10 protein-coding genes are annotated in these 15,344 nt (G+C 42.9%); all 10 read right to left on the minus strand.

Annotation, left to right across the window (positions count from 1 at the left end; genetic code table 11):
- Positions 1-2: 2 nt before the first annotated feature.
- The 10 genes from GCWU000321_RS01250 to GCWU000321_RS01295 are packed head-to-tail and all read right to left on the minus strand — an operon-like array spanning position 3 to position 15,334.
- Complete coding sequence (locus tag GCWU000321_RS01250; protein ID WP_007069249.1) at positions 3-875, minus strand: energy-coupling factor transporter transmembrane component T family protein; 873 nt, start codon at positions 873-875, stop codon at positions 3-5.
- Positions 865-2,502: an ABC transporter ATP-binding protein gene (locus tag GCWU000321_RS01255; RefSeq protein ID WP_007069250.1), complete on the minus strand. Its 1,638-nt coding sequence runs from the start codon at positions 2,500-2,502 to the stop codon at positions 865-867. Before GCWU000321_RS01255 ends, GCWU000321_RS01250 begins: the two co-directional genes overlap by 11 nt.
- On the minus strand, positions 2,499-4,139 hold the full coding sequence (locus tag GCWU000321_RS01260) for a hypothetical protein (protein ID WP_007069251.1): 1,641 nt from the start codon (positions 4,137-4,139) through the stop codon (positions 2,499-2,501). The genes GCWU000321_RS01255 and GCWU000321_RS01260 overlap by 4 nt, the downstream gene beginning before the upstream one ends.
- Positions 4,129-6,051, minus strand: a complete 1,923-nt coding sequence (locus tag GCWU000321_RS01265; protein WP_007069252.1) for a VWA domain-containing protein — start codon at positions 6,049-6,051, stop codon at positions 4,129-4,131. The genes GCWU000321_RS01260 and GCWU000321_RS01265 overlap by 11 nt, the downstream gene beginning before the upstream one ends.
- The gene (locus tag GCWU000321_RS01270) at positions 6,035-7,066 is read right to left on the minus strand and encodes a magnesium chelatase ATPase subunit I (RefSeq protein ID WP_007069253.1); all 1,032 of its coding nucleotides are present in this window, start codon (positions 7,064-7,066) and stop codon (positions 6,035-6,037) included. Before GCWU000321_RS01270 ends, GCWU000321_RS01265 begins: the two co-directional genes overlap by 17 nt.
- Positions 7,063-8,127, minus strand: a complete 1,065-nt coding sequence (locus GCWU000321_RS01275; protein ID WP_007069254.1) for a radical SAM/SPASM domain-containing protein — start codon at positions 8,125-8,127, stop codon at positions 7,063-7,065. Before GCWU000321_RS01275 ends, GCWU000321_RS01270 begins: the two co-directional genes overlap by 4 nt.
- Positions 8,114-11,842 carry a cobaltochelatase subunit CobN gene (gene cobN, locus GCWU000321_RS01280; protein ID WP_007069255.1) on the minus strand — a complete coding sequence of 1,243 codons (3,729 nt, stop codon included), beginning with the start codon at positions 11,840-11,842 and terminating at the stop codon, positions 8,114-8,116. The genes GCWU000321_RS01275 and cobN overlap by 14 nt, the downstream gene beginning before the upstream one ends.
- A gap of 39 nt (positions 11,843-11,881) precedes the next feature.
- A complete protein-coding gene (locus GCWU000321_RS01285) occupies positions 11,882-12,835 on the minus strand; it encodes an ABC transporter substrate-binding protein (protein ID WP_007069256.1) in 954 nt (317 codons plus the stop codon).
- Positions 12,832-14,106, minus strand: a complete 1,275-nt coding sequence (locus tag GCWU000321_RS01290) for a nitrogenase component 1 (protein WP_040381076.1) — start codon at positions 14,104-14,106, stop codon at positions 12,832-12,834. Before GCWU000321_RS01290 ends, GCWU000321_RS01285 begins: the two co-directional genes overlap by 4 nt.
- Positions 14,093-15,334: a nitrogenase component 1 gene (locus GCWU000321_RS01295; protein ID WP_244835031.1), complete on the minus strand. Its 1,242-nt coding sequence runs from the start codon at positions 15,332-15,334 to the stop codon at positions 14,093-14,095. The genes GCWU000321_RS01290 and GCWU000321_RS01295 overlap by 14 nt, the downstream gene beginning before the upstream one ends.
- Between the last annotated feature and the right edge of the window lie 10 nt (positions 15,335-15,344).

The following is a 15,344-nucleotide window of genomic DNA, read 5'->3' on the forward strand; positions in this document are numbered from 1 at the left end:
TTTCATAGATATAATTTTGTCCAATCATAAACTATACGCAGCGCGCCAAAATAAATCCCCTGCTGTGACAGTGCATACATGAGCTTGCTGATACCGGCTGCCATAATAGTCCCCATTAGGAACAGACATACTGCCTTTTCCCGCAAATCCCAGATTCCATAACTCTGCTGTTTTGCCAGAAACAACCCCCTGCTGACAACAGAAAGCGCCAGAGTTTGGGATCTCCTGATACATCTCGCCAAAAGAGGTTTCACTATATATGGCAAATGTCGGATAATCTGGGTTCTCCCTTTATTCCCATGACTGCGCAGCTGCAGCGCAATAATAACTTCACCAGCTTCAGAGGCCAATACAGGAAAAAATCGAATGGCTGTTACCAGCATAAAGGATATTTGCGGCGACAGACGCCAGGATGAGAGCCCCTTTAAAAGCTGGCGAGGATCGCTGGTCCAGCATACAAGCAGCCCCAATGCAATCATAGATACAGATCTCATTCCCTGTATCGCACCATATACGATTCCCTCCTGATAAATATAAAGTCCGTCGGTCAGTGCACCTAGAACAGGAAATGCAGGACTGATCAGCATAAGAATAGGAGTACGTGGATTTTGTGCAAAGAACAATGCCTGGCTGGCAACAGATTCCCACAACCCAAATAAAATAAATACCGCAAGCACCTTCCACTTATATACGGGTGTTCCCGCAGCTATATGAAGCGCTATACTTATAGAAAACAAAATAAATAATGTCCGTGGATTATCCACGATAACCATAATCAGAGCAAAAAGAAACAGGACACACAATTTAGTCCTTCCATCCAACCGTGAAAAGAAAGTATCATTGTTCGTACCTTCCCATAATTGCCTAAAGGACATGGCACATCACCTCCTTTACTGTTATACAGGGATCTATACCAAGGTATTCCGATAATTCAAGCATCGGTGGCATGGATAATCCCCCCATTCTAAGAACTTCTTTATTACTGAATATTTCATGAGGTGCCCCCACCGCTACAAAATGTCCTTGTGCCAGCACAAAGATGCGATCTGCCAGTGATGATGCCAATTCAATATCATGCGTACAAAAAAATATTGTTTTTCCTTGCTCCGCTGCATAGGAAAGGAGCATACTGAGATTTTCAAGACTTTTTTGATCCTGTCCCGCTGTCGGTTCATCTAATAAAAGAAGCTCATTGTCTCTTCGTGAAAGTAATGCTCCCAAGACGACGCGAAGGCGCTGCCCCTTTGATAAGGCAAGCGGGAAATCATCCCGATAATGATATACGTGAAGCTTGTGCAATAAAATATCCAATTCCTTTTCTGTCATTGTTTTATTATTCCACAACAATTCTTCCCGAACTGAATCATTTAGGAGCATCAGATCTGCTTCCTGCAGCATATATCCAATATATTCTCTCCGCTTCCCTATCGATTTCCCATGAATTAAAATTTTCCCTGAGGAAGGCTCCTCCAATCCCGATAAGATATTCATGAGTGTTGATTTCCCTGCGCCATTAAACCCCATGAGTGCATTGATAGATCCCTTCTTGATTTTAAAATTCAATCCGTTTAATGTATCAGAATCCGCACCGGGATATCTGTAAGTGATATTTTTACCTTCTAAAATCAACTTATCACTACTATCTTCTGCTATACATGGCTCTATGGATTTTTGGAATTTTATACCTGCTCGCTTTATTTCCTCCGCAGTCTTTCTCAGCGAGTAAGATAATTTTTCCAATTTCATGAATCTTCCCAATTTAACGCTTTGCGGTTCACGAATTCCATATCCATCATTTTTATCCAGAATATACCATGATTCATCCATTAATCCATCATATACAAAATGCCCCTTATGCATAACACAAAGACGAGGAAACCACGCAGCCAACTCATTGACCCTATGTTCAACAACTACAATGGTCATATGTTCTTCTCTCTGCAAAGAAACTAACAATTCAAGAAAAGACTGCACTCCCTGGGGATTCATCTGGCTCACCGGTTCATCAAGAATAAGCAATTTCGGCTTTGTCACTAATACGGATGCTAAGGCAAGCCGCTGTTTTTGTCCGCCGGAAAGCGCATGAATACTTCTTTCTTCCATCCCATCCAATCCCGTGCGTGCAAGAACTTCCTTAACCTTCTCTTTAACAACAGAAGCTTTTATTCCTCTGTTTTCAAGAGCAAACCCCACTTCATCGGCAACGGTCATCGCAAAAATCTGATCGTCCGGTGTTTGGTATACCGTTCCTACTAAAACGCCTATCTCTTCCGCGGACATCGCTGCCGTATCTTTTCCATCCAAAAAGATTTTCCCGTCTATAGAACCATCCTCTTTATCCAGCAGTCCTGTCACCGCTTTTACTAAAGTGGATTTTCCACATCCGGATCTACCTGCAATAAGCACCATTTCTCCTTCTTCTATACGAAGATTGACTCCTGTAAGCGTATCCTTTTCTCTGGAAGTATATCGGCAAGATACATTTTGAATATCTAAAATCATGTTCCCATCACCTGCTTAAGCTTCTCTCCCATGCGATACCCCATCCAGGCACCAATACTGCTGTATAGAATCCCATTAACCAGCATATAGAGGGCAATAAACCAATCGGCATAGTATAAACGATAAAAGAACATCATCTGCTGCATGTTTATAAAGGTAATAGACGCATCAGCTATACCTATCATTACCGCAATCAAAACAGCGTATTGTTCCGTGATTACTTCTTTTTTAAAGAATCCCCAAACCCATAGCACAAACTCTAAGACAACAATAGATACTGAGCAAATCAGGATTCCCACCAATGTAACACGCCCGAAAAGTATGGCAGACAGGAGCCAACGCATCAGGAAAAACAACGATAATACACCGGGACGCCTGAATAAAATTAACAACGCCATTAAAAGGAGGTATTGCACAATACCATTTAAGACCCCTGTTATAAGCCCCGAAAACGGCCCTAAGATAACATGAAAAAAGTCTCCCAGCAAAGTTACGGGTACAACAACACCGCCAAAAGCAAGCGCGGCAAAAAGAGCCACTGTAATATCTCCCCGTGCGCCAATCCGGATAGTACATTTCTTCAGCTTTTTAAAGGATGCCATTACAAATGCTACGCAAGCCCCGGCAAAACCGATGGCAAATATCTCTGTACTTTTTCTTTTCACAATTGTCAACGGAACTTCTGTTACTTTTGATGTATTTCCATCAGTCAAAGTAATCCGTAAATTATAATTGCCTTCATTAATAGTGAATGGGTTTATATAAAGCGGCATGATAACTGGTTGGCTTACTTGCGGCAAAAGACCTATAGATGCTTCCATAGCATCAGTGTTCTCATCACTCCAGCCGATACCTCCATCTTCAGTCCTGACTGAAATTAATCCCTTCTTCACTTCACCGCCGGGCCGGTCCACAAGTTCTGCCACGAAATGAAGTGTTCTTGTATCTTTATTCGGATTTCTCATTTCAAGGAGAATATACGCTGCCGGCGTATTCAATAATGACGGCCAATCTGCGGGCTTGCTTCCTATAAGCCGATTCCTTATGTTCTCAAGAGTCACATCCCGTACATACAATATATCTTTTGCTTCTCTTTGATCAACTTTTCCATCTTCATCTACAGGGACAATGATACGTTGTATATACCAAGTAGAATTTTTCTTTTCTTCAGAAGCTTCCGCAGTGGGCACCTCACTTTCGCCAATACTGAAATCAATTTTTTGTAGAAATTCTTTATCTCCATAACGAATTTCTACAGGAATCATATAATTTCCTTCTTTTAAATCCTTATCACAAAAAAGAGAAATAGCCGAAAAGACTTGTCCATAGTTGGCCGGCAGCCTCCACTTTGCTGTAATCACATTGTCTTTTGTCGTGCTCCACCCCTCCATTTTCAGTGCATGGATACCACTTGGCAGAGTCACTTTAATATCGGCCGTTTCTTCTTTCGGAAGATTTATGCTCTCAATATTTAAGAATAAAATTTGTGTACTCCCCGCGGGTATTATTTTATGTTTTTCTCCATTCAAACTGTAAGGGAACTGTACATCCAATTGAACTGATTCGTTCCCATAAACTGTTAATTGAAACAATTCCGAAAAGATCACTGCGAAAAAAAATAATATGCTACGAATCATGCTGTCCTCGCTCATAAGCTGTTTGCCGCCCTATACATAGCAAACGATCTTCGCTTATCTTGTCTACATGAAAATACGATGCACCCATTTTCTGAGCTAATTCTTTTGCAAGTCCCAGTTTGATAAAACCCGATTCTGTGTCAATTACTGCGGCCAGCATATGCCGATGTCCAATCCGCTCTGCTTCTGACAATGCATCTCTCACGGGATCCGTATTTTTATTAAGCGAATTAGTTGCTCTCCCATCAGTAATCAAAATTAACACCGGATCTTGCAACGGATCCTGCTTGTAAAGCCTGTCGAGCATATCTTCCGCTTTTATAAGCCCCTGGGCAAGTGGTGTTTTACCGCCAGTAGGAAGTGCTGCTAACTTCTTTTGTGCAAATTCTATACTTCGTGTTATCGGTAAAAGGACTTCCGCCCTATCCCGCCTAAATGCGATCATACCCACTCTATCACGTTTCTGGTAAGCATCCGCCAGCATTTTAAATACCACCCCCTTAACCGCTTTCATCCGTTCACGGGCACCCATAGATCCACTTGCGTCAACAAGAAATAAAAATATATTGCCTGTCCTTTTTTCCCTTTCTTTCCGCCGGATATCCTCATGACGGATGACCACAGCGCATCCGTTGGATTGTCTGCCTTTTTGATGGGGTGCCGCTGCGCGGAGTGTGGCATCAATTGCAATATCATGTGTTTCACCCTTAGGAATACCGGCTTTTACATACCGTCCCTGTCTCTCATCGCTTCTCGTTATATGTCTCTTTCCACTGCCTTTGGGGGTAAATTGTTTTTTCTCGTTCTGTATCCAGAGCGGAGGAAGAGTTACATGTAAATCTGCGGAATCTACTTTTTCATCATCCGCCCCCTGCGGAAATTCCGGCATATCCGATGATGATTCATCATTGTTACCCCCATTCCCCATCGCTTCAACAATATGATTCCCGCTTGGATCCTCTCCATCATCACCAGGATCGTTATTTTCGGATTCCTGATCTTTCTCTGTATTGTTTTTATCCGGATCTTCCAGTTCATCAGACTGCGGCAGTTCCTCTTCCCAGTTCTTTCTCATACGGTGGGGAAGTACAAATTCCGCCGCTTTTTCCAGATCCTTAGGCAATACATATCTTCTTTCTGCCAAGGCAGCCAATGCTCGTGCCGCTTCAATTAAATAGATATCCGCCCGATGTCCGGATACATGTGCTTTTAATGCATATACCGATGCCAACTGTATCATGGCCGATGAAACAACCACTTTGGGCAGCAAGGACATTGCAGAATGTATTGCCTTCTTTATTTTTTCATTTTCCAATTTCCATAATTTACAAAAAGACGCACAATCCTTTTCAAAAGAAATAGTACGTTTTAATATCTCAACACGTGTATTTTCATCATGGATATTGTCAACATTTACGAAAAGCCCAAACTGATCCAAACAAGCCCCGGATAGCATCCCGCTCTCCGGATTTATCGCGGCAATAACGGTAAAACTCGTATCACACCGCAGTGATAATCCATCCCGTTCAAGCTGATACGCCCCAACTTCTGCAATATTTAAAATAGAATCCAGCAAATCCTCCCGCAATAAATTAGCATCATCTAAATAGAGCACACCTTGATCCGCTTCATTAATAATTCCGGGATACAGTTTTTTCTGTCCGCTGTAAATGGCTTTTTCAGTATCAATGGTACCAAACAACCGGTCTTCGGTAACACTTACCGGTATATCCCGCCACGGTCTTTCAATCAGTTCCTGTGTGCTTCTCATCAGTGTAGATTTACCAATGCCTTGAGGTCCGGAAATCAAAAGACCACCGGCGCGAGGATTTACCAGCACAACAAGTATGGCTGTTTTTGCATGATTTAGTCCCAATACAGCGGAGAAAGGAAAATTATTGCGTCTCATCATCAATAACCTGATCCACCTGCTCCCAATTCAATGTTTGTTCTTCAAACGGGCGGCGATGCATACGATGCGGGAGCACCATCCTTGACGCCGCTCTCAGATCTTCCCTGTTTACTGCTGTACGCCCTTCAACAGCTGCTATCGTTTCTGCTGTTTTAATCAATGTTATATCTGCCCGATGCCCATCAACACCGAGCAATATAGATATTTTAGCGGCAAGAAGCAGTAAACTGTCAGAAACCATAACCCGTGGAAGCAATTTTATAGCCTGCTCTATCCTCCCCACTTCTTTTTCCTGTTCCTCTTTCCAATCGGCAATAAACTTCTCCGAATCCGCCTCATATGCCAATCGGCGTTTTACAATCTCCGCCCTTTTCTCCGGATTTTGTTCCCCCGCAACCTTGACTGATAATGCGAAACGATCTAATAACTGTGGACGGATGTCCCCTTCTTCCGGGTTCATTGTTCCTACAAGAGAAAACTGCGCAGGATGAGAATAGGAAATTCCTTCGCGCTCCACTGTATTAATTCCCATAGCTGCCGAATCTAAAAGGATATCTACAGCATGATCGTCCAAAAGGTTAATCTCATCTACATATAAGATATTACGGTTCGCATCTGCCAAAATACCTGTTTCAAAACTACGACGTCCTTCCCGTATCGCCAATTCAATGTCCAATGTTCCCACGATACGGTCTTCTGTTGCGCTGACCGGCAATTCCACCACTTTCATAGGCAATAATACTACCGGAGGTTTTCTGGTGTCATATAATTCGTGACAGCTGTCACACCAGTTTGTTTTATTTTCAGGATCGTCATGATAATGACATCCTTGAATACATTCCCGCGGCGGTAATAAATCCGCCAATGCACGGACAGCGGTAGATTTGGCAGTCCCTTTTTCTCCCTGGATAAGAACACCGCCTAATCGGGGATTGACCACATTGAGTATGAGCGCCTTCTTCATTTCTTCCTGCCCGATAATCGCAGTAAACGGAAATACTCCCTGTCTTTTCATATGGCTTTCTCCTGTCTTTTCAGATACCGTTTAACAAAAAATTTTTTTAATGCGCATTCTGCTTCTGAACACCTTACTTGTCCGTTCTTATCAAGCCATCGGGAAAAGCATCCTCCGCCGCAAAGTGAAAAATACTCACACATTCTGCACGCTTTCATAGAGTTTCTAATGAACGTTCCTATCTTCCTGACATTTTTCGGGCACCTGCCTGTATACACATTGCCCAATTTATATTCACTCTTTCCCATCAGTGAAGAACAGGCATAAATATCACCATGCACATCCACAAAAGCAGCTTCCCCATTCATAGCAAAACATTGAGGAAACTCATACTTCCCCGTCCTCTGCAGCATTCGCACCCGATCTTCCTGTGTAAAATGAATATGTTTTCCTGTAATTTCTTCCAACATATCCATTTTCTTTGCAGTTCTTTCAAGAGCTTTTTCCATTTGCTCGGCAGTGGGCGCATGTAATCCTTTCCCGCGCCCCTGCTCTCTGAGTATATCAAAACCAATCTGATGGACATTCCCATAAAAGTATGCCATATCAACAATCCCATCCAGCTGCTCTACCGTGTCATCAGTTACGACACAAGTAATTCCGGCCTCTATATTTGACTCTCCCAGATTTTGGAAAGCTTGAATCACTTTTTGCGAAGATCTGTCTCCATCTTTTGAAACACGCAAGCTGTTCATAAGTTCAGGACGACCGTCACAAGAAATACCAATTCCTACATGATGGTCAAAAAGCCACTTTCCAATGTCTTTCGTCAGCAAAGCTCCATTCGTTTGTATCTGCATCTGTGCATTCACATGATTTTTCTCTACAAAATCCACTACTTTCCGGATTAAAGGAAATTGCAGCAACGGTTCTCCTCCGGAAAACTGGAGAAGAAATTGATTTTTCGACACATGCGCTAAAGCCACTGCAGCTATGGCAGTTTCTTCAGTCATATCAACTGGATCCTGCTCTGAAGCATAACAATAAAGGCACTTAAAATTACATCGGCCGGTTAACGTGAGCACAAGCATTCGAATTGGTGGAATTTCACACATTGTCATCCCCTTCGCCTTCCAATTCTCCCTCAATGGATAAATACAGATTTTTTAGTTCCTTCATTGTCTTTTCTTTTGCATTCCACAGCCCCCTTGCTTCAGCTTCAAGAAGCGTTTCGGTAATACGCTGCAACGCCCAAGGATTTACACGTTTCATCCAGTCCTGTACCTTTTCATCAAGTGCATATTTTTCTGCATACTTTTCATACATCCAATCTTCCATCACCTCGCTTGTCGCATCCCATTGGAAACTGACAGACACCATTTTTGCCATATCGGATGCTCCTTTATATCCGTGATTCATCATACCGTTAATATGCTTGGGATTAATTGACTCCATACGAAAAATACGCTTTGCTTCTTCCTGGACTGTCCTTACTTTTGGACGCAGCCGATCTGCACTGTCGCCGGCATAAGAATGGGGTGCTGATCCTCGTATACTTCTTACCGCAGCAATCATCCCTCCATGATAGGCGTTATAATCATCAGAACTGAACATATTCGTTTCATGATTATCCTCATTCTTTACGGTGACATCCATAACGGATAACCGTTTTCTGAACAGTTCCGGAGAATATTCACCTTTTACCGCTCCTCCATACGCATGACCGCCCCATCGTACAAAGACATCAGCCAAATCATCGACGGTCTGCCAATTTTTGGATTCCAAAAGCGCCGACACCCCAGCACCATAAGTCCCCGGCGCATCACCAAAAATTCTGTATGCTGCATTCCGCCAAGATTCTTCATGTGTCATCCCGCTTTTTTCCATTAAGCTGCTTTCCTCGGAAATATGTTTTTTGATATAGTTGTCATCTTCCAATTCATTAAGATCTGCTGCCAGTAAAACAGCTTTATCCAGCAGCTCGACAACAGTAGGCATTGTGTCACGGAATAACCCGCTGATTCTGGCGGTCACATCTATACGGGGACGCATTAATTCAGAAAGGGGAATCACTTCCAACCGTTTAACCTGAAGACTTCCCTTTTCCCAAACGGGTTTGATGCCCATAAAATAGAGAAATTCCGCTATACACTGACCATGGCTGCGCATATTGGAGCCTGACCAAAATACCATTCCTATATTTTCAGGATATTTTCCTTCATCGGCAATATACTGCTCAATGACCTGATCACCCAATCTTTTACCAAGCTCCCATGCTGCTTTTGTAGGAAGCGTCCTCGGATCCAAGCCGAAGAAATTACGTCCGCTCGGTAAAAGATTGACTCCTCCGGTGTGAGGAGATCCTGACAGTCCAGGGAGTATGTACCGCGAAGAGAGCCCATCCATGATATGATCCATTTCCTCCGCAGTCTTCCATAAGCGCTGAATCAGGTCATGACATATATAGGAAAGTATACCTGTCAACTTCTTCTTCCACGATTCATTTTCCTCAAATATACAAGTTTCAAGAAGAGCTTTTTCTATTCCTTCATCACTGAAATCATAGGCCTCCAATATTTTTATAATATTTTTAGTCTCATTACGTATTCTTGACATCAGCTCACTGTAAGTGATTTGAAACCGGGGATGCAACTTTCCTGCATTGCCAATGATTTCATCAACAGTGGTGTCATATTTTTCCGCCCATATTTCATAAATTGACGGGATTTCCCCGTTATCCAACCGCAGAAACTGGAGAATTTCATCGATAAGGATTTCTCCTTGGGGTGCTTGTCCCAATATATGAAGTCCCACATGGACCTCACCATTCTTCAATTCTTCAAGGTATTGATGAAGTTTTCCGACATATTCCAGAAAAGGCTTGTTCTCATCATAAGGTATTTCCCCGTCTAATTCGGCTTTTTCGGCAAGTTCTCTGATCATCGGCTCCAAAGAGCCTGCATTTTCCGGTTGTATCTGCATAAAATGGGCATACTCGTCCATCATCTTTTCCAATTCCGCCAGCTCATCATAAACACCCGCTTCAGCAAGTGGTGCCGGCAAATGATCAACCAGACATGCTGCACTTCTTCTTTTAGCCTGTATACCTTCCCCTGTAATTGTCATATGGTAAGGATAAATATTAGGCAGATCCCCCAATGACAAATCGGGATAACTTTTCCTATCCAGCCCCGCTCCCTTTCCGGGAAGCCATTCCAGATTCCCATGTGTCCCTACATGGATAACGGCATCTGCTTTCCATTCATCACGAATCCATTGATAAAAGGAAATATATTGGTGAGTAGGCGCTACATAAGGATCATGATAAATCTTGGCAGGATCCATCCCATAGCCGCGAGGCGCCTGAACGGTAATAAAAATATTGCCGTCCATAATTCCGGGAACCAATAAGTTTTTATAATCATCAAGCATAACTTTACCGGGAGCCTCTTCCCAGTCTTTTTCCATCTGTCGCTTTACCGATTCAGGAAATGTTGCAAAAAAGTCAATATACGCCTTAGAAAAATTTTTATTACATTCTTCTACTTGTTTATCAGTAAGCATGGATATGTCATTTGTCGCATGAGCAGTTAAGGTCTTAATAAAACTCTCCGTATCTTCAGGAATAAAATCAACCCGGTATCCTTCCTTCTTCATACGCTGTAAAAGCAGGCGGATACTTTCAATAGAATCCAAACCGAATGCGCTTCCGATGCTTGCGTTAGTGGGCGGATAATTATGGAAAATAATTGCGATTTTTTTATCTTTATTCTCTTTACTGCGCAATAACGCCCATTTTTTTGCCTTGGAAACCATAAAAGCCATACGCTCTGAAATGGGAAGATATTCCACCTCTCCATTTTCCTTCATATGTTTTGCCGCAACAGGTACACCATGAATAATTCCGTCAAACTCCGGCATGGAAACACTAATGGATATTTCCACGGGATTCATGCCTTCTTTGGATTTCGCCCATTCCTGTTCAGGCATGATTAAGGAATATCCCTCCAAAACAGGAATGCTTATTTCTTTTAGTTCCTCTTTTGTGATAGAACCTGATGCTGTAAAAGAAAACTTCAGAATATTGACAATTATATCTACTGCCGGTTTCCCGTCTGCCATAAAGTAGTTATGAAATACTTGGTTAAGCGTAGGCATTCCCATTTCGGAAACAGGAAGTCCGTTAGTAAATACGGCAATCGCATTCATCCCCTGTCTTTCACATTCGCGAATAAACGTATTCTGATACTGTAAATCTCCCCATATCCACTCATCTCTGTAAAAAATCATCCCAACCGTTGGCCGGTCCTCTCTGCAGAACATTTTTTTATATCTTCTCAAATCGGTTGTACACAGTTCCGGCAGTCCAGGATGATATATTCCTGCCCAGCAGTAAGCGGACGGTTCTGCCGGCATCTCCCCGCCTTTATTCGTTATAAATTGCAAAAAGAGCCACAGGTTTTTATAATTTTTGATTCCGCTGTAAAAACTATACTGCTTAATCTTTTCAACATCCGCTTCACTCACTCCGTTCCGAGCCTCTTCCTCCGCAGATCCCGCAGCATCCATGTAGTACGGAATCGACTTAGCCGCAAAGAACGCCAGACATTTATCCCAAAACATCGTCCGGATAGTCGTTCCCATAAAACGAATCATAACTAAATCGGCATCGCCAAGTTGTTTTTCCCAGATTCTGCTCCATAAAGAAGTACTTTCTACTTTCAGCGTCTCATATTCCGCCGGAACAAGCCCCTCTCTTTTTAATTCACTGCAGGCTTTGCGCATCATAAAGAAACGACGGTCTACATTTGTTAAATAAATAACTTTCCCTTCCATTTATCTCCTCATATAATTAACTATTTAATAAAAATATGGTTATTCCCACAATTCCGGATAAACAGCTCGTGCAACAGCTTCAACAGAATCCGTTACATGTTGGGACATTACATACTTATACCGTTCCGAAAAGAAAATAAACTGATTATTCTTAACAGCTTTTACATCCTGATAAGCAGGATTTTGCATAAGCTCCTTTTTAAACTCATTTTCATCATCCCCTTCCCGCGTTTTCCACACAGGAAGTAAAAATATATCCGGATTTATAGAGGGGATGAGTTCATTCGACAGATAAACACCGGCGCCTTTGGGAATATCAATACCATCTGCGCCATTTTTTACATGCGCCATTTTCAATATTTCATTAAACAGCGTGCCCCGCTTCCCGATAATTCCGCGGAAGGAAAGCGCGACAACTGTCTTTTCCTGATTAGGACTTAATACCGACAATTTCTCCTCTATGGCTTTTCGCTTCATACGCATGCGGGAAACGACCTGATCTCCCCGTTCGCTTTCCCCCACCGCCTTAGCCATTCCCTGCACTTTCAGTTCTACTTCATCCCATGTAGTCGCTGTAACTGACACATATACAGGAACTCCCATACCTGACAGGACTTCTGTTATTCCGTTTGAGACAGCAGAAGATATAATTACTAAATCAGGATTCAGCTCCATAATATTTTCGGGATTCAATTCAACAACATGCCCCACCGCCTCACGCTGCGCTTCAGTAACAAAGGTGATATCAGGATTCCCCGCATATTTGCTGAGACCAACAATTCGGCTTATATCCACTAAATCAAGAAGCACTTCATCCGTTCCATAAGTAGTGGAAACAATCCGCTGCGGTTTATGTGGAATCTTTACGGTACGCCCCAGTTCGTCTGTCACTACATAAGCATTATTTTCGACAGGCACTTCGGCAAAATGAAAACGGCACCCGTTTGTTGCTAAAAAAATAATACATAATAGTACAAATATTAGTTTTTTCATGTTTTCGCCATTCTTATATGCCCACTAAGTTTTGCATTCCATATTTTCTCATAAAGGTATTCTGCCCCTCTTATTCCGCAAAGAGGAAGGTCGCTCACTGCCATTTCATCATAAACAGGTCTTGTAATATGGCAGCTTACAAAAGGCCTATTCATACGGAGTAATCGTTCCGTTTCATGTGAACTTGACAGAATCAACCCGCCATCCCATTTTTTATAATCTTCAGCAATAGATATGTCATTAATGCCGATTACTCTTACTGTATCCACTGCCGGCGTTTCGGAGCAGGTATCTGCCTGCAAATGAACAGTCAAATTTTCTGTGTCCGCCCATTCCCCCCGCAACGCTTCTGCAATTCCCAGACTCTCTTCCGGTGGTGCCGAAAAAAGAATGCGGTCAAACCAAAGCGTTCCCCACATGGATTTCATATTATTCCCAAAATGAAGAAGCCTTTTCTGTCTGCATCTGATTTCCATTTCTGCTGCTTTCAAAGAAGCCGAATTTACTGCTTCTGCGATTCTATTCAACCATCGCAAAGTCCCTTCCATCCCATAGGGAAGCCCCACAGAAATATAGGGGATATCGAATCGGGATTTCATGTCTTCTGCTGCTTTTAACGCCAGTTCATTCCTTACCACTATATTCAATGCCGCTTCCGGAGCTTTCATAATACTTTCCCAGGAATCTCCCACACCGGGCATGGACACTACATGTATATCGCATAACTCCAGCAAACGTCTAATTTCAATGGCATCAGCTTTTCCGCGCAGATAAACGGAAGAAAGTCCAAGCACGTTAACACCGTCAGATTTTTTTAAAGGGTTCATCTGCTGCACCAGCAGAGATAAGGCCCTTGAAAACCCGCCCGCAAAGCTCCCGTGAAGTCCCCCGCTGTCTATTCCATATACGGGCCACGGCAGATGGCTTTTAGCCGCAATCCCCTCAATATCATCACCTACAAGACTTATACTGCAATTATTTTGAACAAATAGCCGCTCCGGATTTCCATTTTTTTTCAAGTATTCAAATCCATTAATCAGATCCTTCTCCGTTCCATAAACCAATGAATTCTGATCCGGCTGTGTGCAATAAAATCTTTCCGCTGCACCGGGCATACTGTCATCAATATATTTCATCGCATAAAAGTAGCACCATAGCGGACCATTCACTATGACATAGCTGCCGGGAATTGATGCAAACAATGCAGCGGAACCGGTTAACGCACAAGTTCCTATCCGGTGACAGGAATTTTCCCACTCAGATGGTTGCATAGGCAATCCCCCCCTTATTCCCATATCGGCAAAGCAGCCGGTATAATGCCCGAAATATCATAATTTCTCCATTTGTACCAACCATCGGTACCATAGGTATAAAAAATTGTTTCGTTTTCGTGCTGACAATTTCATTCGTCGTCAAAAGTATATCGGCAGCATCTATCAACTCCTGTCCGTCTCGCCCGTCATAGACTGGAATTGACTCCTCTTTTCCAATCCGATGGCGATATTCCGCTTTTTCCTTATCAGTTAAATTATCATAAAGAATTACCGCCTCAATACGCATTTCCAACTGCCGCAGGGCGGAAATTGTATCTGACGGATTATACCAGTGCGTACCGCGGCCAATACCGATGACTGCCTTTTTACCTTTTGTGATATGCAGAATCGATTTCACATAAGAATCTATTCTCTTCTTTTCTTCCTCTATAATCACTTTTGCCTTTTCTACGTTTTTATGAAGCCGTCCTATTTCAAGAATCCATTTACAAGTATTTTCCCAACCGATTGGATATATATCTTTAACGGCATGGATACCAAATTTCTTTTCTAACAAATCAGCCATTCCATTCATACGATCTGATTGTCCTGTTGTTCCCAGCACGATAGCCAATTCAGCAGCAGGAGCATTCGCCCATTCGGGAAAAGGAAGATAGCCGGGAAACTGCCCCTGTACCTCCAATCCGAGTAAGGAGAGAAGGCGTTTCACCTCGGTCACATACTGCCCTTCGGGCCCCATTTGGTCTCCTAAGAGCAGAATCCTATTAGGTACGTGCTCACAGGGTCTAAAAAAGCGCTCTATGATCGTTTCCGCCGTCTTATAATACCCCGCTGAATACTCACCGCCAAGAAAGCCCGCATAAGGAATACAGATAACCGGAATCCCGTACCTCATTTCCGCATCTGCCGATTCTGACTCTGCATCATCTCCAATAACTCCTGCCACACAAGAAGTCGCAATAAAAAGACATTCCGGATGATATGTTTCCATAACATACGAAATACTCTGCCGAAGTCGGCCTGTTCCACCGAAGATACTGTCTTTTTCCCGTATATTTGAGGAAACAAGAGGCACACATTCCATATTTTCCTGTCTGCCGTCAGCAAGAATCCGGTAATGCGATCCCAGATCCATCGTCTCTGCCACATGGACACACCCCATGGGACTGTGAAAAATTACTGCACATCCCCGGCAGCATGCAACCGCCCTCCATACGCCCGACATAGTACAGCTG

It is taken from the genome of Dialister invisus DSM 15470 (genome assembly GCF_000160055.1).
GTDB lineage: Bacteria > Bacillota > Negativicutes > Veillonellales > Dialisteraceae > Dialister > Dialister invisus.